This is a genomic window from Lysobacter panacisoli, from assembly GCF_009765165.1.
Lineage (GTDB): Bacteria > Pseudomonadota > Gammaproteobacteria > Xanthomonadales > Xanthomonadaceae > Lysobacter_J > Lysobacter_J panacisoli.
The window spans coordinates 2,319,050-2,340,002 of record NZ_VLNU01000001.1; the positions used below are offsets into that span (position 1 = coordinate 2,319,050).

Below are 20,953 nucleotides of genomic sequence, written 5' to 3' on the forward strand. Positions count from 1 at the left end.
GGGCAAGGCGGGCAACGCGTGCGCGCCGGGAATCCCGCTATTCTACGCGCCCCGTCGGGTCCGACCCGCCATACCGTGCCGCATTGCGATGCATGACACCGTCCCTGCCGTAGCGCCAGCACTGACGCTGTTCCAGCGCGACGATTGCCATCTGTGCGATCTCGCGCTGGAGGTGCTCGCGCTGGCGCGTGCGCCGGAGTTCGAGAGTGTCTTCATCGACGCGGACGAAACGCTGGAACTGCGCTATGGCATCCGCGTGCCGGTGCTGCGCGACGAGACGCGCGGAACGGAGCTGGACTGGCCGTTCGACGTGGATGCCGTGAGGGCGTTCCTGGCGGGCTGAAGCGCCTTTGCCATCATTCCCGCGAAGGCGGGAATCCAGCACTACGACGTATCACGCTACGAAAAGCATGATGGCTGGGACAATTGGATTCCCGCCTTCGCGGGAATGACGATTGGAGCGGCGAGGCATGTGTTGCGCGAAGCGTCGTTCCGGTTCATGCTCCGAAACCACTCACTGCGGATAGAAGTCCCGCGTGAACTGCATCGTCGAACTCGCACCGCCCTCGCGCACGATGGTCACGTCGAAGCGCACGGTATCCGGCGGCGAAACCTCGAACGTGCCCACGTAGTCGAGCAGATCGCCGCTGCGCAGCTCGCGCATCGTGATGTCGTGGCGGCGGCCGCGCAGGTCGGTGGCGGTGGCGGTGATCGTGGCGGGAAGCGCGGTTTCCTGCGCATCGCTGCCCTTGCGCACGCCGATCAGCAACATCACGGTGTTGTCGGCACGGGCGATGCCGTACTGCTTCGCGACCGCTTCGCCCAGCTGCGCGGTCGACATCGCGGTGGCGCGGATGGTGACGTCGCCGATGCGGCTGATCGCTTCCTGCGGCGCGTTGTTCGCGGGCACGGGCGGCGTGCTGCCACCGCCGCCACCGCAGGCGGACAGCATCGCGGTGAGGAGCAGGGCTGCGGAAAGGGTGCGGATTCGCATGGTCGTCGCTCCGTACATCAGTCGTTGGCGGCGGACAACTGGCGTCCGCGTTCGGTGGCAGCAGCAATCGCGCGCGCCACCAGTTCGCGGAAACCGCCCGCTTCGAAGGTTTCGATCGCAGCCTGGGTGGTGCCGCCGGGCGAGGTCACGCGTGCGCGCAACACGTCGGCGGGTTCCTCGAGCCGGGTCAGCATGGTCGCCGCGCCCAGCAGGGTCTGCTGCACCAGCGCACGCGCGGCTTCGGGCGTGAGTCCCTGCGCGACACCGGCCGCCTGCATCGCTTCGGCCAGCAGGAAGACGTAGGCCGGACCGCTACCCGACACGGCGGTGACCGCGTCCATCCGGCTCTCGTCGTCGATCCACACCGTCGGGCCGACCGCTTCCAGCAATCCGGCGGCGCGATCGCGCTGCGACGCGTTGGTGTGGGTGTTGGCGTACAGGCCGGTGATGCCCGCGCCGAGCAGGGCTGGAGTGTTCGGCATCGCGCGCACGACCGGCAGGCCGCCGCCGAGCCAATGATCGAGCTGGTCCGTGGTGATGCCAGCAGCAATCGAGATCACCAGCGGCCGCGTTGCCTGCGCGCGCGCGGTGAGTTCGGCGCAGACCTCGCGCATCACCTGCGGCTTGACCGCGAGCACCCACGTTTCCGCGCCCTCGGCGGCTTCGACCGCGCGATCGGACGCCGTGACGTCGAAGTCGCGCTGCAGCGCCTCGCGCAATGCGGCGACCGGTTCGGCCACGCGGATCGCCTGCGCCGACCGGCCGCGCGCGACCAGTCCACCGATGAGGCTGCGTGCCATGTTGCCGCCGCCGATGAAGGCGACGGTCCCGGAGGAGGTGAGGGTGTCGGGATTCGTCATGCGCGGCAGGATAGCAACCCGCCTCCACGCGCACTGTCGAGTTCCGGGAACCGCGCCGGTTCCCGCGCCGCTCGCGGTCAGGCCTTGGGGGGCCGCGCGCCGAACAGCGCGGTGCCGATCCGCACCATCGTCGCGCCCTCGGCGATGGCGATGGCGAAGTCGTCGCTCATGCCCATCGACAGCGTGTCCACGTCGGGATGACCGGCGCGCAGGGCCTCGAACAGGGCGCCGGTCCGGCGGAACGCGTCGCGACGCTGCTCCGGGTCCGGATGCGGGGTCGGGATCGCCATCAGCCCGCGCAGCCGCAGGCGCGGCTCGGCGGCGATGGCCGCAGCAAGGGCGGGCACATCCCCGGGCTGGCAGCCGTGCTTGCTGGCTTCATCGTCGATGTTCACCTGGACCAGCACGTTGAGCGGCGGCCGGTCCGGCGCGCGGTACCGGGCCAGCGCGGCCACCAGCTTGGGCCGGTCCACGGTCTGCACCCAGTCGAAGAGATCCGCGGCCTGTTCGGCCTTGTTGGACTGGAGATGGCCGATCAGGTGCCATTCCAGGCCCTCGCCGGCCAGCGCGGCGCGCTTGACCGCGGTTTCCTGTACATAGTTCTCGCCGAAGGCGCGTTGGCCCGCGGCCGCCAATTCCGCGACGGCCGTCGCATCCTGGGTCTTGCTGACTGCGAGCAGCCGGGGCGCTGGCCTGCCGCTGGCGGCGGCCGCGTTCTCAAGCTGCAGCAGGATGTCCTTCAGGGCGCGTGCGCGCACGTCTCAGTTCCCGTCGAAAGTGCTGGAAAAAGGGCAAGGGGTGAGGGCTATACTGCGGCTTGGGGGCTGTACCGTTCCAGTTTATGTTCCAGTAGCAGTGCAGGGGAGCACGCATGGATATCGCCGAACTTCTGGCGTTCTCGGTCAAGAACAAAGCATCCGACCTGCACCTTTCCGCCGGTCTTCCGCCGATGATCCGGGTGGACGGCGACGTACGTCGAATCAACATCCCGGCGTTGGACCACAAGCAGGTCCATGCGCTGGTGTACGACATCATGTCGGACAAGCAGCGCCGCGACTACGAAGAGTTCCTCGAAGTCGACTTCTCGTTCGAGATTCCCGGCCTGGCCCGTTTCCGCGTCAACGCGTTCAACCAGAACCGCGGCGCCGGTGCGGTGTTCCGTACGATTCCATCGGAAGTGCTGTCCCTGGACGACCTGGGCTGCCCGCCGATCTTCCGCGAGCTGATCGACCAGCCGCAGGGTCTGATCCTGGTGACCGGTCCGACCGGTTCGGGCAAGTCGACCACGCTGGCGGCGATGCTCGACCACATCAACAAGAACGAATACGGCCACATCCTCTCCGTCGAGGATCCGATCGAATTCGTCCACACCTCGCAGAAGTGCCTGATCAACCAGCGCGAGGTGCACCGCGACACGCACGGCTTCAACGAAGCGCTGCGTGAAGACCCCGACTACATCCTCGTCGGCGAGTTGCGCGACCTGGAAACCATCCGCCTGGCGCTGACCGCCGCGGAAACCGGCCACCTGGTGTTCGGCACGCTGCACACCTCGTCGGCGGCCAAGACCGTGGACCGAATCATCGACGTGTTCCCCGCCGGCGAAAAGCCGATGGTGCGCTCGATGCTGTCCGAATCGCTGCGCGCGGTGATCTCGCAGGCGCTGCTGAAGAAGGTCGGCGGCGGTCGTACCGCGGCGTGGGAAATCATGGTCGGCATCCCGGCGATCCGTAACCTGATCCGCGAGGACAAGGTCGCGCAGATGTACTCGTCGATCCAGACCGGCCAGCAGTACGGAATGATGACGCTCGACCAGCACCTGCAGGACCTCGTCAAGCGCGGCCTGATCCTGCGTCCGCAGGCGAGGGAATACGCGAAGGACAAGCGCCTGTTCGAGTAAGGCCGGGATCGGGGATCGATACACGGGTTTCGAAACCGCCAGTAGACCAGGCCGCGAAACGAACGCGGCCCAGGGGAAAAACGCATGAGCACGCAGAACACCGGCAACACGCCGTCCGCATCGCCCGCCGCGGGCGCCGGCAGCATCGACTTCACGTCGTTCCTGAAGCTGATGGCGCACCAGAAGGCCTCGGACCTGTTCATCACCGCCGGCATGCCGCCGTCGATGAAGGTCCACGGCAAGATCGCGCCGATCACGCAGAACGCGCTGACGCCGGCGCAGAGCCGCGACCTCGTGCTGAATGTGATGAACCCGCAGCAGCGCGAAGAGTTCGAAAAGACCCACGAGTGCAACTTCGCCATCGGCGTGGCCGGCGTGGGCCGCTTCCGCGTGAGCTGCTTCTACCAGCGCAACCAGGTCGGCATGGTGCTGCGACGCATCGAGACCAAGATCCCGACCGTCGAGGAACTCAACCTGCCGCCGGTGATCAAGACGCTGGCGATGACCAAGCGCGGCATCATCATCTTCGTCGGCGCGACGGGTACGGGTAAGTCCACTTCGCTCGCCGCGATGATCGGCTACCGCAACCTCAACTCGACCGGCCACATCATCACCATCGAAGACCCGATCGAGTTCGTGCACAAGCACGAAGGCTGCATCATCACGCAGCGCGAGGTCGGCATCGACACCGACAGCTGGGAAGCGGCACTGAAGAACACGCTGCGCCAGGCGCCGGACGTGATCATGATCGGCGAGGTGCGCACGCGCGAAGGCATGGACCACGCCATCGCCTTCGCCGAAACCGGTCACCTGGTGCTGTGCACGCTGCACGCCAACAACGCCAACCAGGCGATGGACCGCATCATCAACTTCTTCCCGGAAGACCGCCGCCTGCAGCTGCTGATGGACCTTTCGCTGAACCTCAAGGGCGTGGTCGCGCAGCAGCTGATCCCGACGCCCGACGGCAAGGGTCGTCGCGTGGCGATGGAAATCCTGCTGGGCACGCCGCTGGTGCAGGACTACATCCGCGACGGCGAAGTGCACAAGCTGAAGGAAGTGATGAAGGAGTCCGTGCAGCTGGGCATGAAGACCTTCGACCAGGCCCTGTTCGAGCTGTACCAGGCCGGCGAGATCTCCTACGAGGACGCCCTGCGCTACGCCGACTCCCAGAACGAAGTGCGCCTGCGCATCAAGCTCGCCCAGGGCGGCGACGCCAAGACGCTCGCCGCCGGACTGGACGGCGTGGAAGTGGCGGAGATCCGCTGATTACGCGCGGAACGAAGGCCGGCAAGCCCGGCCTCATCCAATGGACTGGAGTGCGTCTTTGAATCGCGGACCGTTCGCCAAGGTGCTGCGGCGAATCATAGAGCTCGCGCACCGGCTCTTCTGCCAGGAAGCCGTCTTCCTGCGCGAGCATCCGCAGATGCTTCAGTGGGGCGCCTGCATTCCGCAGGAAGCCGACGAGTCGAGTCATCGTCAGGACGGCGACGCCAAGACCGTCGCAATCGGACTTGGCTGCGTGGAAATGGTGGAAGCGCGCTGACGGAAGTACGACGAAGGCCGGAGAAATCCGGCCTTCCTTTTTGGCCATGTGCTATCGCGGCTGGCCGCGCGCGCAGTCGACCTCTATCAGGGTGGGCTGCGCAAGCTCACGATTGAAGAGGCCTGGGAGTGGAAGCAGAAGGGGCCCGACGTGATCGCCGCGCGGTGGCGAAGGATGGCAGCGCTGAGACGGAGTACGACCTTGGGTGTTGAGCAGATGGAGCGCAGGCAGTGGTCTGACCCGCCGGAATCGCAGGGCGTCCAATCGCAGCAGCGGATATTCAGCTATCCCCAGATAGTGGTTGGCCTTCTGTTGGGCACTCCATTGGCGGGAGCTGCCCTTGCTGCCGTGAATGCCTTCTGCTTGGGGAGGGTCGGCCATGCGTGGCTAACTCTTGCTCTAGCAGTCGGCTATCTGGCCCTCGTCCTGTTTGCGCCAACGATGGGGTATGGCGTTGGCACAGCTCTGTACATCGCAGCCAGCGTCGCAGTGCTATTTCTCAATCGACTGGCGCTAGGGGCGAGGACTCACCCGCGGAAGTCTTGGGTCGCCTCGATGCTGATTACGGTGACTGGACTCTTGTCGTATGTGGCTATGGCTATCGTCCTGACATCCAGGTGACATGGGGCAACAACAGTGGCCGGCAAGGAAGCAGACATTGCAGAGCAGGCGTTCAAGGCAGCCTTCGCCAGCCTGGAACTATTCAAGTTTCGGCCGGGTCATGGCAGCGTGTGCGTGTCGCTTGCTGACACGGATGAATTCCTGACCGTCATCAGGGCTGCCTCCGGCGTCAACATCGCGCTTGAAGTCGGCTGGCTATTCGATGCGACGCGGCCAAGCGGGCAGTCAGTCGGGTCGTGCTTTCTACGGTTGATCCTTGGTGAGGTAGGAGTGGAAGAGCGTCTCCGCCTGTTCTTTCTGGAAGTTGAGCGTTTGCGCGGTTTGGGAAATGAATCTGACCCCTTTTCGTCGGAACTTGTCGCTGCTGCCCAGGCTCGTTGCGTCCCTGGCAAAGAGGGGGTAGTGCTGTGATGCCAATTAGAGCGGTGTTGTCGATAGGTTTCGTCCTGCTTTGCATGCTTGTCACTGCATGCGACTCAAGCCCTTCGGCAGATAGCAGGACGTTGTCTGTCGAAGCAGCAAAGGATGTAATGGTTTCTTCATCGAAACGGTTAGGTCATCACGTTCCGATTGATCGAAAGAGTATCGACGTTGCGGCGACCAGTCGGCTTGAGGACGGGGGCTGGAATGTAACTCTGGTGCACGGCGTATGTGAGTACATCGTTTACGTGAATCTAGGGAAGGAAGTGGATGTCGCAGGAATGAGCGAGGGCTGCGAGAGGCGGTAGTCGCGGCGAGTGATCTCCGCCCGCAGATTGCCGCGCTGGTGTGTGGCGTTGTCGGCTTTACAGCGGAGCGAATTTGGTCAGCGCCAGTCGGCTATGCGACTAACGGTAGCCGTGCCATCGCCAAGTACTTCGTCTGTAGGCAGGTTTGTAAAGACGAGGACGCGGCTTGCAAGCCAGAGGAGGGTTCGCCGTGATGAAGGATGTAATTGCCCATATCGCTATAAGTGGCGCCCTATTGGCGATCATCTTGTTGATCATCGTTTTTAAGCTGCCTGATTGGTTGATTCTTGTGCTGCTCCCGATTGCTATTGGAGTTGGCTATCTGGTTCGTAGGTTTAGACGTGGCTAATTGCTAGGAAACAGGGGGAAGGGGTCCGAGAAAAGAGGAAAAAGGGGTCAGGTTCATTTACCAGACGAACGAGGCCTGCCCCTCGGCCGAACACCTGCGGTCCGTTGCGTCCGTGCCTCGATCTGCTCTCGGAACTTGTTACTGCCCCAGGCGTGTTGCTGTTGCGTATGAAGGCGTAGGTCGGCGACGTCGCTTCGAAGGGAAATGAACTTGCCCCATTCTTGAGTTGTAAGCAATGACGCCGCAGCTGATACCGCTTCTCCTCTCTCCGATCCTCCTCGCCATTGATCTGTGTGCGGTTGTTATCGGCTTCCGCGGCGTGACAAGGCTGCACAAGCTGGCCAGAGTGTTCGGCGTGATTGGGATATGTCTATTCATCGGGACACTTCTGACGATGATCGACGTAGCCACCCAGGTTTGGGTTGCGCAAGCTGGATCTATGTCAGCCAGGCTGTATGTCGCCGGATGGATTGCATTCTTTTTTTGCACCGTCGCTTCGCTTGTACTGAGCGTCAAAGCTTGTAGAGGCAAGGGCGCAGGCTCAACATTCCGATGAACGAGGCCGACCCGCGAACTGGCTGCGGTCCGTTACGGCAGCGAGCGCAGACCGGGTTAGGCCACACCCGGAAGAAATTCATCATCGCCCCACACGCAATACGAAAACGTCACCGCCCCGCAGGAAAACCCTGACACGTATCGCCGCGCTCTCCTGACAGATCGGCGCGTGTCTCTCTTCGACGCTGGTTCGGTCCGCCACGGTGGCGGACGAACTCACGTGATGGAGACGACATGCAAAACCTGATTTCGATGCAGCTTTCGCCGAGCGACCTGCAGGAAGTGGATGCGGCGCTGGAGACGCTGCGGCGGGTGTTCGCGCCGATGATCGCGCTCGAGCCGCAGCAGCGGCGCGAGCTGACCAAGATGGGCGACAAGTCCGAGACGTTCTGCCGGCAGACGCTGACGGTGCTGGCGTCCAATCCGCAGATCGTGCCGCCCAACCTGGGGCTGGCCGAGGCGCAGGCGGACCTTGCCGTGCTGGATGCGCTGCGCCCGCGTGCGCTGCAATTGCAGCAGTTGTCCGAGCGCGCCACGGACACGATGCTCGCGCTGGGGAGCGACCTGATGTCCGTGTCGCTGGAGGGCTACGGTTTGCTCAAGGTGTCCGGCCGCAACGAGGCGCTCAAGGATGCGCGGCGGGCGCTGTCGGTGCGCTTCACGCGTAGCGGACGCGGGGCAGCGGTGGAAGAGGACACGCCAGCGGCCTGATTCCTGACCGCCACGCCGGGCGTACCGGGCGAAGCGGATGGAATGGCGCGTCGGGCTTCGAGCCTGGCGCGCCATTCTTTTTGGCCGGCGTACGGTGTGCACGACACGGCTCTCGGTCCTTCGTGCTCGATGCGCGAGGCATGGGTGCTCGGCGACCGAACGGAAACGCCCGGAGCGCCGGGCAAATTGCTCGGTGTGTCGAGCTCCGAGCTCGGCGAGTCGAGCTCCAGTGCTCGGTCATCCGAGCTCCGAGCTCGGCGCGTGGTGTTCCGCTGCTCGACGCTCCGACCTTCGAGCCCGGCCCGCGGAGCGTTTTGCCCGGCGATCCGAGCGCCGGGCTCGGTGCTCCGGGCTCCCCATCTCGGCGCTCCGGGCTCCGACACCGGCAGGCCGATATCGGTGCTCGGCGCGTGGAGTTCGGAACGCGGTGCATGGCGCTCGCTTGCCGGCGTCCCGGGCAATGCACCCGGAGCTCCGCGCCAGAACATCCGACGAAGGAGACGCGAGCGAAGGCGTCGAGGTACGACGGGGACTTCAAACGGCCCACTCTCGGAACTTAGGATGGGAAAATGAACCTGACCCCATTCTTCTCCATTCTTCTGCCTTAGGAAGCAGATCGCTATGTGGGAACGTGCGGTAGCCAAATTGCGAGGCGGAAAATGGAAAAAAGGATTGACCTAGGTCGACTTCAATTTGTCGTAAATGCAATCTTCGAGCATTTCAAGGGCCGGTCGTTGGAGTGCGTCACAATCGACGAGGACTTCTACTGGGAGCTCGATGTTGACTCATTGTTCAATACTAGCGAGCGGCCAGAAGCAGCTGGGCTAGGTAGCCTCGTGGATGACTGGGGGTTCGTCCAAGCAGCATCCGCGGACCCTTCCCAAGCGGTCGGACTCCTCCTTTCTCACGTGGCTCCGCTTCTGACTTACTTAGCGATCAGGGAGCCTCAGTAGCGACCATAGCCCGGGCAAGGCCAAAGGCCGCACCCGGGGACTCGCGGCGGTGCAGCGCCAGACAGCCCCGGGTGCGCTTCGCTTACCCGGGCTACGAGGGTTGCGACGTTTCGGGCGCTTCGAGCACGCAGCCCAACACATCGTCGATCGACAACGCCATGCGGTCGAACAGTTCGGACAGCGCCTCGGGTGTGATGCGCAACTCGAACTCTTCCGGTTCGGTGCCGCGTGGTTTGGCGAGCTGCGCGAGCAGCAGCAATTGATCGCGCGCCTGGACGAGGCGGTGGTGTGCGAAGTCGGGTAACAGAAGGCCGCGCAGCGCGGCGTCGGAACGGCAAGCATCCTTTTGCATCGTGTGGGTCTCCAGCAAACCAGCCGGCTTGCGTCGCGGGATGCGACGCAAGGTGTCGGGAGGTTCGTAGCCGCATGTAGTCGGTGCGCTTATTCCCTCTTGCGAGGTCTCGTATTCGCGCCCTCCCGACGTGAGCTTGCCGCGTCGGTCATGTCCGGAGCCCGGACATAAAAAACCCACCGGAGTGACGGAGGTGGGTGCCGCTACACGGGAGCTGCGAAACTCCTTGGAAGCAAGTGTGTTGCCGGATCGCTCGATGCGCGAGGCGACAATGTCGCGACAAAACTCGTCAGCGGATCGCGTGCGCGGATGAAGGCGACCGTAGCCCGGGTAAGGCCGCAGGCCGCACCCGGGAGCGCACGGCGGTGCACGCGTGACAAATCCCGGGTGCGCTTCGCTTACCCGGGCTACGCGAATTGCCTGCACGCATTCGTCGCGCGGGATGGAGCGGTGAAACTCGGCGCTTCCCGCGCTACGAATCCGCATCCACGCATGCACGCGCGCACTGCATGTGGAATCGCACTCTTCATCTCCCCATGACACACCCTTCACATTCTTCACGGGCATCCTTCGCTTGGGAGTGATGTGACGCGGTCGCGATTCTGTCGCCTTCACGATGTCCGATGAGCGGCAGGCAGCGGCACGCGGTGTGTTCATGGAGGAAGGCATGCGTCTGTGCGCCCTGGCGTTGCTCGGCATCGCCACGTTCACGCTCACCGGGCCTGTCCGCGCGCAGGACACGGCTGCGGGTCTGCGCGCGGAGATCGAGGCGCTGAAACAGCAGGTGCAGTCGCTGGAACGTCGTCTCGAGGCGATCGAGCCGACGCCACCATCGCAAGCTGCCACGTCTTCGACGGTGCCCGTTCCGCCGCCGTCCGCGCCCGCATCCACGCCTTCGACGCAACCGTCGCCGACGACGTCCACCACGCTCGCCTCCGCGACGCAGGTGCCCGGCGTCGGGCAATCGGTGTTGCCGGCGCGCGACTCGGTGGCCGACCCTTCGTCCGCCGCATCGCGCGTGGACAGCAACGCGCCGCCGACCGATCCGGAGCTGAAGGGCTTCTTCGCGATTCCCAACACCGACACGATGATCCGCATCGGCGGTTACGCGAAGCTCGATGCGATCTACGACGACACTGCGGTCGGCGACCAGGACCAGTTCATCACCGCGGCGATTCCGGTGCGCGGCACGCCGGGAACCGATGTGTCCAACTTCAACCTGCACGCCAAGCAGACGCGTTTCAGCTTCGAAGCGCGGCGGCCGACCTCACGCGGCAACCTGCGCTTCTATCTGGAGAACGACTTCTTCGGCAGCAGTGACGGTTACGAGTTCCGCCTGCGCCATGCGTACGGGCAACTCGGCAACACCTATGCGGGTTATGGCTACTCGGCCTTCATGGATGCCGATGCGTTGCCGGACACGCTCGATTTCGAAGGGCCGGGCAGCGCGGCGTACCTGCTGGTCGCGGGCGTGCATTACACGTTCCCGTTCGCGAAGGGCAATAGCCTGACGATCTCGGTCGAGGATCCGGAAACGCAGCTCACGTTGCCGGAAGACCAGACCAGCACCAACCGCATGCCCGATCTCGCCGCCGCTGCGCGCATGGAGCGCGACTGGGGTCATCTGCAGTTGAGCGGCGTCGTGCGGCGGTTGAGTTACATCCAGGACGACAGCAAGTCGCACGACTATGGCGGTGGCATGTCGTTCACCGGTTCCACGTCGTTCGGCGAACAGGACCTGCTGCTGTTCGGCGCCAACTGGGGCGAGGGCATCGCGCGCTACACCACGGACATCGGTGGTTCCGGTCTCGACGCCGCCGTCGACGAAGACGGCGACCTGCGCGCGCTTACCAGCTACGGCGGCTTCTTCGGTTACACGCACTACTGGTACGCGAACTGGCGCTCCAATCTTGTCTACGGCTATCTGCGCCTGGACGACGAGGACGAGTTGCTCGCGGACGACGCGTTCCGCAGCAGCCAGTACGCGGCGCTGAATCTCATCTGGAGCCCCGCGCCGTCGTGGACGATGGGCGTGGAGCTGCTCTACGGCCAGTACGAGCAACAGGATCGCCGCGACGGCGATGCATTCCGTCTGCAGGGAAGCCTGCAATACAACTTCATCAAGTAGTCCGGTCGCGCGCGTCGCACCGGAGTTCTGCCGCGGGCGCTCGCGCGCCTCGTCACGAAGCGGGCACCCACGCCCGAGGAGAGCGCAGTCATGGCGGACAAGGGCAAGAAGATCGGCGTCGTCGGCGCCACGTTCCTGGTGGCCGGCAACATGATGGGCTCGGGCGTGTTCCTGTTGCCGTCGAGCTTGGCGAAGATCGGCACCGCGTCGATCTGGGGCTGGCTGATCACGACGGCGGGCTCGCTGCTGCTCGCATTCGTGTTCGCCAAGCTCGGCCGGCTCGCGCCGAAGGCGGGCGGACCGTATGCGTACGCACGCGATTCGTTCGGTCCGTACATGGGCTTCCAGACCAACACCATCTACTGGTTCGCCAACTGGATCGGCAACGTCGCCATCCCTATCGCAGCAGTGGGCTACTTCAGCTATTTCATTCCCGCACTGGGCGAGCCGTGGATCCGCTGCATCGCCGTGCTCGGACTGATCTGGCTGCTCACGTTCGCGAATGTGATCGGCCCGCACTTCGTGACCAAGGTGCAGACGTGGACGACCAGCTTCGCGCTGGTGCCGATCATCGGCATCGCGGTGTTCGGCTGGTTCTACTTCAAGCCGGAGGTGTTCGAGGGCGCGTACAACGTGTCCGGGCAGTCCAACTTCAGCGCGATCTCAAGCGCGGCCGCACTGACGCTGTGGGCGTTCATCGGCGTGGAATCGGCCTCGGTCACTGCGGGCGTGGTCGAGAATCCGGAGAAGAACGTGGCGCGCGCCACGCTGGCCGGCGTCGCGCTGGCGGCGGTGTGCTACATCGCCAGCTCGGCGGTGATCATGGGCATGGTGCCCAACGCGCAGCTGCAGACCTCCGACGCGCCGTTCGCGCTGGCGGCGGCGAGTGCGGTCGGTGGCTGGGGCGGCAGCGTGGTCAGCCTGTGCGCGACCATCGGCGCGGCGGGCTCGCTCGGCGGCTGGATCCTGTTGACCGCGCAGAGCGCGAAGGCCGCGTCGGACGACCGCCTGTTCCCGTCGGTCTTCAGCCAGGCCAACGCCAACGACGTGCCGGTGAAGGGCATCCTCATCGTCGCGGTGCTGATGTCGCTGGCGGTGCTGATCACCTCCAGTTCCGAAACCGCATCCGCGCAGTTCGACGTGATCACGTCCGCGGCGGTGATCCTCACCGTGCTGCCGTACATCTACTCCTGCGTGTCCTGCTACTTCGTCGTCGAGGAAACGCACTCGACCACGCACACCGGCGCGTTCTGGGTTTTGACCAGCGTGACCGTCGTCTACTGCCTGTGGGCGATCTTCGGCTCGAGCGGTGCGATCGTGAAGTACGCGTTCCTGTTCGTGCTGTTCATCACCGTGTTCTATCCGTTCTTCAGCGAGCAGCGGCGCACGGTGCGCGCCCACACTGTCCGCCGATGAATGCATGGCCCGGCCGTCGCTGCATGCGCGGCCGGGTCCGTCTTCGCCCCGAAGGAGCTGTCCCCCATGTACTTCAAGGCCCTCGACTATCCGCTCGTCGTCATCGACGCCGACTACGACTCGCCGCGTATCGGCGGCATCCTGATCCGCGCGCTGGCCGACGAGCTGCGCGCCAACAATCATCGCGTCCTGTGCGGGCTGACCCTGGACGATGCGCGCGCCGGCGCGCGCACCTACGTCGCGGCGTCGGCGGTACTGATCTCCATCGACGGGACCGAGAACGAGCCGCAGCAGTTCCAGCGGCTGTATGCGTTCCTGCAGGAGCAGTCGGCGCGTCGCGCGAACTTGCCCGTGTTCCTGTACGGGGAGCGGCGCACGATCGAGAAGGTGCCGAGCAAGCTGCTGAAGTTCCTGCACGGATACATCTTCCTGTTCGAAGACACCAAGAGCTTCATCGCCCGCCAGGTGATGCGTGCGGCCGACGAGTACATGGAAGAACTGCTGCCGCCGTTCTTCAAGGCGCTGATCCGGCACGCGGCGGAGTCGAACTATTCCTGGCACACGCCCGGCCATGCCGGCGGCGTGGCGTTCACCAAGTCGGCGGTCGGTCGCGCGTTCCATCAGTTCTACGGCGAGAACACGCTGCGCAGCGATCTGTCGATCTCGGTGCCGGAGCTCGGCTCGCTTCTCGACCATAGTGGCCCGATCAAGGAAGCCGAAGCGGAAGCCGCCGCGAACTTCGGCGCCGACCATACGTTCTTCGTCACCAACGGCACATCGACCGCGAACAAGATCGTCTGGCACGGCACGGTGGGGCGCGGCGACGTGGTGTTCGTGGATCGCAACTGCCACAAGTCGCTGCTTCACTCGCTGATCATGACCGGCGGCGTGCCGGTGTACTTCACGCCCAGTCGCAACGCGCACGGCATCATCGGGCCGATCAGCCTGGACCAGTTCTCGCCGGACGCGATGCGCAAGAAGATCGACGCGCATCCACTGGCGAGCAAGGCGATCAAGGCCGGCGCGAAGCCGCGCATCGCCGTGGTGACGAACTCGACCTACGATGGCCTGTGCTACAACGCCGAGACCATCGCGCACAACATCGGCAACGCTGTGGACTTCCTGCACTTCGATGAAGCCTGGTACGCCTACGCCGCGTTCCATCCCTTCTACGAGAACCACTACGGAATGGCCAAGGGCAAGCCGCGCGAGCAGGAGGCGATCATCTTCACCACGCACTCCACGCACAAGCTGCTGGCGGCGTTCTCGCAGGCATCGATGGTGCACGCGCGCGACAGCCGCACGCGCAAGCTGGACGCGGAACGCTTCAACGAGGCGTTCATGATGCACACTTCGACCAGTCCGCTGTACAGCGTCATCGCCTCGTGCGACATCGCATCGAAGATGATGGAAGGCCCGGCCGGGCAGTCGCTGGTGCAGGAGATGCACGATGAAGCGATCGCGTTCCGGCGCGCGATGCTCAACGTCGAGGCGGACCTCGGTCGCGACGACTGGTGGTTCCGCGTGTGGCAACCCGATCGCGTCGCGGCCTCGCTCGATGGCGGCGAGACCGCGGCACCGGTGGCGGCGCGTCAGCAGGACTGGTACCTGCGTCCGAACGCCCCGTGGCACGGCTTCGGCGCGCTCGCGGACGACTACGTGCTGATCGATCCGATCAAGGTCACGCTCGTGACGCCGGGCCTGTCGATGGATGGCGAGATGGGCCAGCGCGGCATCCCGGCCGCGGTGCTGAGCAAGTTCCTGTGGACGCGTGGCATCGTGGTGGAGAAGACGAATCTCTATTCGTTCCTGATCCTGTTCTCGATGGGCATCACCAAGGGCAAGTGGAGCACGCTGGTCACCGAGCTGATGAGCTTCAAGGAGCTCTACGACCGCAACGCGCCGCTCAGCCAGGCCTTGCCCGAATTGCACCGGGACTATCCAAAGGTCTACGCGACCACCGGCCTGCGCGACCTGTGCGATGGCCTGCACGCATTCAATGCCGAATACCGCGTCGCCGAAGTGATGCGCGAGATGTACGTCGATCTGCCCGAGCCGGTGATGACCCCGGCCGACGCGTACAACCATCTGGTCCACGGCGAAGTCGAGCGCGTCGCCATCGAGGACATCAGCGGACGCATCGCCGCGACCATGCTGGTGCCGTATCCGCCGGGCATCCCGACCATCATGCCGGGTGAGCGTTTCGGATCGCAGGACGATCCGATCATCGTGTCGCTGCGTATCGCCAAGGCACAGAACGAGCGCTTCCCCGGCTTCGAGTCGGACGTGCACGGATTGATTGTCGAGCAGGGAGAGCAGGGTTCGCGCTATGTTGTGGAAGTGCTGAGACAATGACGGCATTCGATGGCGATCGCCCGTGCGGTCGCCATCGCAGGCCACAGGCAGGGGACGATGGACACCACGCGCGAGCAGCGACTGCTGAAGTTGTCCATCACGGTCACGCTCGCCGTGGGTGCGGTCGGTATCGCCAGCGGCCTGCTGGTGCGCTCGCAGGCCATTGTGTTCGAAGGCATGTACAGCCTGGTGGACGTGGTGCTGACGGTTGCGTCGCTGGCCGTGTCGCGACTGGTGCAACGCGAGGGAAGCCATCGCTTCCAGTACGGCTACTGGCACCTTGAACCGCTGGTGGAAGCCTTCGGCGGTGCGATCCTCGCGCTTGCCTGCATCTACGCGGCGGTGAATGCGGTCGATGGACTGCTCACCGGCGGGCACGAAGTGTCGTATGGATTCGGTGCGGCGTGGGCCGCGGTGCTGTGCGTCGTTGGGCTGGTCATGGCCGCGATGATGCGACGCCATGCGCGCGCGCTCGAATCGGGCCTGCTCGCACTCGACGCGCGCAGCTGGCTGGTGAGCGGACTCTTGAGCCTAGCGCTGCTGGTCGGCTTCGCGTTCGCGGTCGCGCTGGAAGGCACGGCGTATGCATCGTGGGTGCCGTACGTGGACTCGGCCGTGCTGCTCGCGATCGCGGTGACGATGCTGCCGGTGCCGCTGCTGGCGACGTGGTCGGCGATGCGAGAGGTGTTGCAGGTCGCGCCGGACGAACTCGACCGTCTGGTGCAGTCGGTGATGGACGCGGTCGTCGCAGAGCGCGGTTTCCTCGACTACACCAGCCACGTCGCCAAGATGGGGCGCGCGCGCTTCGTCGAGATCCACATCCTCGTGCCGCCGGATTACGTGATCGGCTCCATCGCCAATGCCGATGCGATCCGTCGGGAGATCGCCGAACGCATGGGCGCGCACGGCCCGCAGTTCTGGCTCACGGTGGATTTCACCGCGGACCGCGCGTGGACGTGAGTCCCGACGGCCTCACGCCTTCCGCCAGGGCGGGCCCAGCTTGAGGATGCGCTTGTACACCGGGCACGTTTCGCGGTGCGCACCGGGCAGGTAGCCCAGGCTCATCAGGAACTCGTTGGTGATCTCGCCGCCTGTGAAGCGGAAGGTCTTCTTGAACAGCTTGACCCACGCCGCCTTGTCGCGGCGCTTGCCGCTCTCGTCGTGCACGTTGGCGTCGAGCCATTCCGCGAAACTTCCATGCTCGCGGCGCAGCTGCTGGATGACCTTGGCGTTGTGGATCGCCGCATCGACCTTGAGCCGGTTGCGGATGATCCCCGCGTCGTTGAGCAGGCGCTCGCGGTCGCGTTCGCCGTACTTCGCCACCTTGTCGACGTCGAAGCCGTGGTAGGCGCTGCGGAATCCATCGCGCTTGCGCAGCATGGTTTCCCAGCTCAGGCCGGCCTGGTTGATTTCCAGCACGAGGCGTTCGAACAGCGACGCCTCGTCCCGCGAAGGAAAACCGTACTCGCCGTCGTGATACGGACCGTGCAGAGGATGCCCGGGCGCGTAGTCGCAGTAACCGGACACGGGCCTACTTCACCGGGCTCGCGTACGACTGCAGGCCCAGCGTCTCCAGTCCCTGCTCGAAGCGGATGTCGATCGGGATCTTCGCGTCCTTCAGCTTCGCCAGGTCGGCGGCGAGCTCCGGCTTGATCGTGCCCATCGTCTCGGTCATGCGCTTGGCCTCGGCGTAGTCGCCGTCGCCCTGCACGGTGAGCAGCTTCGCGCTGAGCGCGTTCATCGCCTCGCGCATCTTCTCGAAGTCCACGCGATAGCGGCCATCGGCATCGCGCGAGAATGCGCCGCGTTCGGCGAAGAAGTTGAAGCGCACCATGTTGGCCTTTCCGTGCGCGTCGCTCGCGCCGAAGCGCACCGAGCGCAGGATGCCGGCGAGGAACGTGACATAGCCGTCCATCAGCTTGCTTTCCTCCAGCTCGCCCTGCCGGCTCAACGCGTCGATCATGTACAGGCCGAGGATGTCGGCCTTGCCCTCCTCGAAACTGGACGCGTACTCCTTCAGCGCTTCGTCGACCGTGCCCTTGCCATCGAGCGTCTTCTTGATGCCCAGGCCGTGCGCGACTTCATGGAACATCACGTCCTCGAAGAACGCATCGAAGGTGACGTGCTTGAGCTGGTCCTTCGCGATCAGCTGGTTCGCGATCGGCACGAGGATGGCGTCGAACTTCGCCTTCATCACGTTCTCCAGCTGCAGGCGGCGCGTGCCCTTCTTCAGCTGGACTTCCTCGTCGTTGGGCAGGTTGATGGCGATGGTCTTGCCGCCGACATTGGCGTTGCCGCCGTAATAGACGACCTGGTACGCGTTGAGGTCGGCATCGCCACCGGGCGTCTCGGCCTTGTACTTCGCATCGACCGGCAGGCCCTTCTGCAGCGCCGGAAGGAAGCTGGCGAAGCGCGCGAGCTTGCGGCTCCATTCGATGTCCTTGATCAGCACCAGCCCCTCGTACGCGGCCTTGTAACCGAACAACTGGTCCTCGTAGGTTTCGATCGGACCGATGACGATGTCGACCGGATTGGTCTTCATGTCCATCCACGCCATGTCGCTCGGACGGAAGTCGTCGTTCAGCAGCGCGTCGGCGCGCATCGTCAGGTAGGACGCGAACGATTTGTCGCCGCTCAGCGTAGCGGCTTCGCGCAGCAGCGCGGCGGTGCGTTCGAGTTCGGGCTTGTACGCGACGTGATAGGGCACCGTCGCGAGCTTGCCGTCCACGCGTCGCAGCACCGTGTAGTTGGAGGTCTTGTCCGGCAGCGACGCGGCCTCGAACTCCTCCTTCGTCATGTCGGCCGGATAGAACGGACCGCCCGGCGGACGCGGACCGATGCCGTCGATGAATGGCGTGTCCTCGTTGAGGCGATCCCACGGGCCGAAATTGATCTGCGCCAGCTCACGCGTGGCCGCGTCAGGCGCGCGGGCGAGCAGTGCGGCGCGATCGCCGTCCCAGGACTGTTTCCAGAACAGGTCGTTGGTCACCATGCTGGCTTCCACCAGTCGCGCGATCATGCGCTTGCCGTTCTCGTCGAAGCGCGAGAGATCGGCCTTGAGCGGCACCACCGCGTAATCGCCCGCGTGCGCGGCGGCGTAGCCGGTCGCGGCGGAGGTCGCAGGCGCGGCATCCGTGGTCGGTGCGGCGGTTTCCTGCGGCGCGGGGCGCTGGCAGGCGGCGAGGGCGAGGGCGGCCAGGCAGGCCAGGCCGAGCGGGCGCGGAATGATCATCGACATGGCGGCGTCATGGCTGGGGAAAGCCGCCATCGTACGCCCGCGAGGATGCGGCACGCATCACGCCGGCCGGGCTAGAATGCCCCCATGTCCCTCACGCCCACGCCACTTGCCAACCAGCTGTTGATCGCGCTGCCCGCGCTGTCGGATTCCAACTTCGCGCGCAGCGTGGCGTTGATCTGCCAGCACGATTCCGACGGTGCGATGGGCATCGTGGTCAATCGCGCGTCGGAGTACACGCTGGGCGAGGTGTTCGGCCAGATGGGCCTGGAAGGCGGCGACGAAACGCTGCTTGCGCAGCCGGTGCTGGCCGGCGGTCCCGTGCATCCGGAGCGCGGCTTCGTGCTGCACGACGGCGGCATGCAGTGGGATTCGACGCTGGCCATCACCGAACGACTGTTCCTGACCACCTCGCGCGACATCCTCGAAGCGATGGCGCGCGGCGAAGGCCCCGACAACGCCATCGTCGCGCTGGGCTGCGCGGGCTGGGGTTCCGGCCAGCTCGAACACGAGCTGACCGAGAACGACTGGCTGACTGCGCCGGCCGATGCCGAACTGCTGTTCGAATTGCCGCTCGACGCACGCTGGCAGGCCGCGGCCGGCCGGATCGGCGTCGATTTCGCACACTTGGCCGATTACGCCGGGCACGCGTGATGGAGTCGGCGGCGGACAAGCCTGCCCGCATCCGCCGCGACGGCACGGTGCTGGGCTTCGACGTCGGTGCGCGCCGGATAGGCGTAGCGGTCGGCAGCGCGTTCGGCCACGGCGCGCGCGCGCTCGCGGTGATCGACGTGCACGGCCACGGTCCCGACTGGGCTTCGATAGATCGACTGCGCAATGAATGGCGGCCCGACGGCCTGATCGTCGGCGACCCGATGGCCCTCGACGGTGGCGACCAGCCGATCCGACTGCGCGCGCATGCGTTCGCGCGCGAACTCAAGCTGCGTTACGGCCTGCCGGTGGTGATGGTCGACGAGCGCATGAGTTCGATCGAGGCCGCGCAGCGTTTCGCGTCCGATCGTGCCGAAGGGCGCAAGCGCCGGCGCGACGCCGAGGCGCTGGACGCGGTGGCCGCGGCGGTGATCATCGAACGCTGGCTCGCGTCACCGGACGACGCACCCGACATTTCAGAAATCGAACGGCCGACGCGGCCGAGCGGATCCCCGACTGCATGAACTCGCCGCATACGCACCTCCCGCGCCACCTGCTCACGCTCGATGGCCTGTCCCGCGATGCGCTCAACGCGCTGCTCGTCCGCGCGCAGGCGTTCGCTGAAGGACACTACGACCGTCGCGCGCTCGACGGCATCGCGGTGTGCACGCTGTTCTTCGAACCGTCCACGCGCACGCGCATGAGCTTCACCCTCGCCGCACAACGGCTGGGCGCGGACACGCTCAACTTCGACGCGTCGACCTCGTCCACGCGCAAGGGCGAGACCGCGCTGGACACGGTGAAGAACCTGGAAGCGATGGGCGTGCGCGGCTTCGTCGTGCGCCATCACGAGGACGGCGCGGTGGCCGCGCTGTCGCAGCACGTCGAAGACGGCACGGTGCTGGTGAATGCCGGCGACGGCCGCAGTTCGCATCCGACCCAGGGCCTGCTCGACATGCTCACGCTGCGCCAGGCGAAGGGCAACGATTTCTCGAAGCTGAAGGTGCTGATCGTCGGCGACGTGAAGCATTCGCGCGTCGCGCGCTCCGACCTGCAGGCATTGCGTACGCTTGGCACGGGCGAGATCCGCGTGTGCGGTCCGGCCTCGCTGTTGCCCGACGCGAGCACGCTGGAAGGCTGCACGGTGTCGCACGACCTCGACGCCGCGCTGGAAGGTGCCGATGCACTGATGATGCTGCGCCTGCAGCGCGAGCGCATGGAGGAAGGGCTGATCGCCTCGCTCGACGATTACCACCGCGACTTCGGCCTGACCGCCGCGCGCGTGAAGCGCGCCGCGCCGGGTGCGGTGGTGATGCATCCGGGACCGATCAACCGCGGCGTGGAAATCACCGACGAGGTGGCCGATGGGCCGCAGTCGCTGATCCTGCGTCAGGTCAGCAATGGCGTGGCGGTGCGGATGGCGGTGCTTGAGGCGTTGCTCAGGGGCTGACGCGCTTTCGTCTTACCCCTCTCCCTGGCTCGCTTCGCGAGCCTGTCCCTCTCCCGCAAGGGGAGAGGGGAATCAAGTCCTAATGGTTTTTCCCTTCTCCCCTTGTGGGAGAAGGTGCCCGAAGGGCGGAAGAGGGGTAGCGCGCGAAGCGCGCG

General features: G+C 65.2%; 20 protein-coding genes. 14 read left to right on the plus strand and 6 right to left on the minus strand.

Annotation, left to right across the window (positions count from 1 at the left end; translation table 11 throughout):
* Window positions 1-88 precede the first annotated feature (88 nt).
* The gene (locus FOF45_RS10845) at window positions 89-343 is read left to right on the plus strand and encodes a glutaredoxin family protein (protein WP_158984744.1); all 255 of its coding nucleotides are present in this window, start codon (window positions 89-91) and stop codon (window positions 341-343) included.
* Window positions 344-514: 171 nt separating this feature from the next.
* On the opposite strand, the gene FOF45_RS10850 is transcribed toward FOF45_RS10845, so the two are convergent.
* The 3 genes from FOF45_RS10850 to FOF45_RS10860 all read right to left on the minus strand — a co-directional run bounded on the left by FOF45_RS10850 (window position 515) and on the right by FOF45_RS10860 (window position 2,612).
* The gene (locus tag FOF45_RS10850; RefSeq protein ID WP_158984746.1) at window positions 515-994 is read right to left on the minus strand and encodes a DUF4426 domain-containing protein; all 480 of its coding nucleotides are present in this window, start codon (window positions 992-994) and stop codon (window positions 515-517) included.
* Window positions 995-1,011: 17 nt separating this feature from the next.
* Window positions 1,012-1,854 carry a pyrroline-5-carboxylate reductase gene (proC, locus tag FOF45_RS10855; RefSeq protein WP_158984748.1) on the minus strand — a complete coding sequence of 281 codons (843 nt, stop codon included), beginning with the start codon at window positions 1,852-1,854 and terminating at the stop codon, window positions 1,012-1,014.
* A gap of 77 nt (window positions 1,855-1,931) precedes the next feature.
* On the minus strand, window positions 1,932-2,612 hold the full coding sequence (locus FOF45_RS10860; protein WP_233264127.1) for a YggS family pyridoxal phosphate-dependent enzyme: 681 nt from the start codon (window positions 2,610-2,612) through the stop codon (window positions 1,932-1,934).
* A 113-nt stretch (window positions 2,613-2,725) separates the two neighbouring features.
* Here FOF45_RS10860 and FOF45_RS10865 point away from each other — a divergent pair, with 113 nt between their 5' ends.
* The 6 genes from FOF45_RS10865 (at window position 2,726) to FOF45_RS10890 (ending at window position 8,258) form a co-directional block, all read left to right on the plus strand.
* Window positions 2,726-3,751 carry a type IV pilus twitching motility protein PilT gene (locus FOF45_RS10865; RefSeq protein WP_158984750.1) on the plus strand — a complete coding sequence of 342 codons (1,026 nt, stop codon included), beginning with the start codon at window positions 2,726-2,728 and terminating at the stop codon, window positions 3,749-3,751.
* An 84-nt stretch (window positions 3,752-3,835) separates the two neighbouring features.
* Complete coding sequence (locus tag FOF45_RS10870; RefSeq protein ID WP_158984752.1) at window positions 3,836-5,017, plus strand: PilT/PilU family type 4a pilus ATPase; 1,182 nt, start codon at window positions 3,836-3,838, stop codon at window positions 5,015-5,017.
* A 40-nt stretch (window positions 5,018-5,057) separates the two neighbouring features.
* Window positions 5,058-5,294 (plus strand): hypothetical protein, encoded by a 237-nt coding sequence (locus FOF45_RS10875; RefSeq protein ID WP_158984754.1) that lies wholly within the window; start codon window positions 5,058-5,060, stop codon window positions 5,292-5,294.
* Window positions 5,295-5,930: 636 nt separating this feature from the next.
* Window positions 5,931-6,326, plus strand: a complete 396-nt coding sequence (locus FOF45_RS10880) for a hypothetical protein (protein WP_158984756.1) — start codon at window positions 5,931-5,933, stop codon at window positions 6,324-6,326.
* A gap of 901 nt (window positions 6,327-7,227) precedes the next feature.
* Window positions 7,228-7,548 carry a hypothetical protein gene (locus FOF45_RS10885; RefSeq protein WP_158984758.1) on the plus strand — a complete coding sequence of 107 codons (321 nt, stop codon included), beginning with the start codon at window positions 7,228-7,230 and terminating at the stop codon, window positions 7,546-7,548.
* Between the two features lie 233 nt (window positions 7,549-7,781).
* On the plus strand, window positions 7,782-8,258 hold the full coding sequence (locus FOF45_RS10890; RefSeq protein WP_158984760.1) for a hypothetical protein: 477 nt from the start codon (window positions 7,782-7,784) through the stop codon (window positions 8,256-8,258).
* A 1,044-nt stretch (window positions 8,259-9,302) separates the two neighbouring features.
* Here FOF45_RS10890 and FOF45_RS10895 read toward each other — a convergent pair.
* On the minus strand, window positions 9,303-9,563 hold the full coding sequence (locus tag FOF45_RS10895; protein ID WP_158984762.1) for an XAC0095 family protein: 261 nt from the start codon (window positions 9,561-9,563) through the stop codon (window positions 9,303-9,305).
* Between the two features lie 667 nt (window positions 9,564-10,230).
* On the opposite strand from FOF45_RS10895, the gene FOF45_RS10900 reads away from it, so the two are divergent.
* The 4 genes from FOF45_RS10900 to FOF45_RS10915 all read left to right on the plus strand — a co-directional run bounded on the left by FOF45_RS10900 (window position 10,231) and on the right by FOF45_RS10915 (window position 16,422).
* Window positions 10,231-11,691: a DcaP family trimeric outer membrane transporter gene (locus FOF45_RS10900; RefSeq protein WP_158984764.1), complete on the plus strand. Its 1,461-nt coding sequence runs from the start codon at window positions 10,231-10,233 to the stop codon at window positions 11,689-11,691.
* A gap of 90 nt (window positions 11,692-11,781) precedes the next feature.
* Window positions 11,782-13,107, plus strand: coding sequence for an arginine/agmatine antiporter (gene adiC / locus FOF45_RS10905; protein ID WP_158984766.1), 1,326 nt, complete (start codon window positions 11,782-11,784; stop codon window positions 13,105-13,107).
* A gap of 66 nt (window positions 13,108-13,173) precedes the next feature.
* Complete coding sequence (locus FOF45_RS10910; protein WP_158984768.1) at window positions 13,174-15,462, plus strand: Orn/Lys/Arg family decarboxylase; 2,289 nt, start codon at window positions 13,174-13,176, stop codon at window positions 15,460-15,462.
* A 9-nt stretch (window positions 15,463-15,471) separates the two neighbouring features.
* A complete protein-coding gene (locus FOF45_RS10915; RefSeq protein WP_233264128.1) occupies window positions 15,472-16,422 on the plus strand; it encodes a cation diffusion facilitator family transporter in 951 nt (316 codons plus the stop codon).
* Between the two features lie 12 nt (window positions 16,423-16,434).
* On the opposite strand, the gene FOF45_RS10920 is transcribed toward FOF45_RS10915, so the two are convergent.
* Both FOF45_RS10920 and FOF45_RS10925 read right to left on the minus strand, forming a co-directional pair.
* Window positions 16,435-16,989, minus strand: a complete 555-nt coding sequence (locus FOF45_RS10920; protein WP_158984770.1) for a DNA-3-methyladenine glycosylase I — start codon at window positions 16,987-16,989, stop codon at window positions 16,435-16,437.
* A gap of 4 nt (window positions 16,990-16,993) precedes the next feature.
* The gene (locus tag FOF45_RS10925; protein ID WP_158984772.1) at window positions 16,994-18,700 is read right to left on the minus strand and encodes a dipeptidyl-peptidase 3 family protein; all 1,707 of its coding nucleotides are present in this window, start codon (window positions 18,698-18,700) and stop codon (window positions 16,994-16,996) included.
* An 84-nt stretch (window positions 18,701-18,784) separates the two neighbouring features.
* Here FOF45_RS10925 and FOF45_RS10930 point away from each other — a divergent pair, with 84 nt between their 5' ends.
* Genes FOF45_RS10930 through FOF45_RS10940 form a run of 3 tightly spaced genes read left to right on the plus strand, consistent with a single transcriptional unit; the run spans window position 18,785 to window position 20,798 of the window.
* On the plus strand, window positions 18,785-19,351 hold the full coding sequence (locus FOF45_RS10930) for a YqgE/AlgH family protein (RefSeq protein WP_158984774.1): 567 nt from the start codon (window positions 18,785-18,787) through the stop codon (window positions 19,349-19,351).
* Window positions 19,351-19,872, plus strand: coding sequence for a Holliday junction resolvase RuvX (ruvX, locus tag FOF45_RS10935; protein WP_158984776.1), 522 nt, complete (start codon window positions 19,351-19,353; stop codon window positions 19,870-19,872). Before FOF45_RS10930 ends, ruvX begins: the two co-directional genes overlap by 1 nt.
* Window positions 19,869-20,798 (plus strand): aspartate carbamoyltransferase catalytic subunit, encoded by a 930-nt coding sequence (locus FOF45_RS10940; protein ID WP_158984778.1) that lies wholly within the window; start codon window positions 19,869-19,871, stop codon window positions 20,796-20,798. The genes ruvX and FOF45_RS10940 overlap by 4 nt, the downstream gene beginning before the upstream one ends.
* The last annotated feature ends 155 nt before the right edge of the window (window positions 20,799-20,953 follow it).

What these genes read in the sequence shown, in the direction of transcription:
- FOF45_RS10885 (WP_158984758.1), top strand. Translation starts at nt 7,228, where the DNA reads ATGACGCCGCAGCTGATACCGCTTCTCCTCTCTCCGATCCTCCTCGCC.
- FOF45_RS10910 (WP_158984768.1), top strand. Translation starts at nt 13,174, where the DNA reads ATGTACTTCAAGGCCCTCGACTATCCGCTCGTCGTCATCGACGCCGAC.
- FOF45_RS10930 (WP_158984774.1), top strand. Translation starts at nt 18,785, where the DNA reads ATGTCCCTCACGCCCACGCCACTTGCCAACCAGCTGTTGATCGCGCTG.
- FOF45_RS10890 (WP_158984760.1), top strand. Translation starts at nt 7,782, where the DNA reads ATGCAAAACCTGATTTCGATGCAGCTTTCGCCGAGCGACCTGCAGGAA.
- FOF45_RS10875 (WP_158984754.1), top strand. Translation starts at nt 5,058, where the DNA reads ATGGACTGGAGTGCGTCTTTGAATCGCGGACCGTTCGCCAAGGTGCTG.
- FOF45_RS10850 (WP_158984746.1), bottom strand. Translation starts at nt 994, where the DNA reads ATGCGAATCCGCACCCTTTCCGCAGCCCTGCTCCTCACCGCGATGCTG.
- FOF45_RS10870 (WP_158984752.1), top strand. Translation starts at nt 3,836, where the DNA reads ATGAGCACGCAGAACACCGGCAACACGCCGTCCGCATCGCCCGCCGCG.
- FOF45_RS10900 (WP_158984764.1), top strand. Translation starts at nt 10,231, where the DNA reads ATGCGTCTGTGCGCCCTGGCGTTGCTCGGCATCGCCACGTTCACGCTC.
- FOF45_RS10925 (WP_158984772.1), bottom strand. Translation starts at nt 18,700, where the DNA reads ATGTCGATGATCATTCCGCGCCCGCTCGGCCTGGCCTGCCTGGCCGCC.
- FOF45_RS10865 (WP_158984750.1), top strand. Translation starts at nt 2,726, where the DNA reads ATGGATATCGCCGAACTTCTGGCGTTCTCGGTCAAGAACAAAGCATCC.
- ruvX (WP_158984776.1), top strand. Translation starts at nt 19,351, where the DNA reads ATGGAGTCGGCGGCGGACAAGCCTGCCCGCATCCGCCGCGACGGCACG.
- FOF45_RS10895 (WP_158984762.1), bottom strand. Translation starts at nt 9,563, where the DNA reads ATGCAAAAGGATGCTTGCCGTTCCGACGCCGCGCTGCGCGGCCTTCTG.
- FOF45_RS10915 (WP_233264128.1), top strand. Translation starts at nt 15,472, where the DNA reads ATGGCGATCGCCCGTGCGGTCGCCATCGCAGGCCACAGGCAGGGGACG.
- FOF45_RS10845 (WP_158984744.1), top strand. Translation starts at nt 89, where the DNA reads ATGCATGACACCGTCCCTGCCGTAGCGCCAGCACTGACGCTGTTCCAG.
- FOF45_RS10940 (WP_158984778.1), top strand. Translation starts at nt 19,869, where the DNA reads ATGAACTCGCCGCATACGCACCTCCCGCGCCACCTGCTCACGCTCGAT.
- adiC (WP_158984766.1), top strand. Translation starts at nt 11,782, where the DNA reads ATGGCGGACAAGGGCAAGAAGATCGGCGTCGTCGGCGCCACGTTCCTG.
- proC (WP_158984748.1), bottom strand. Translation starts at nt 1,854, where the DNA reads ATGACGAATCCCGACACCCTCACCTCCTCCGGGACCGTCGCCTTCATC.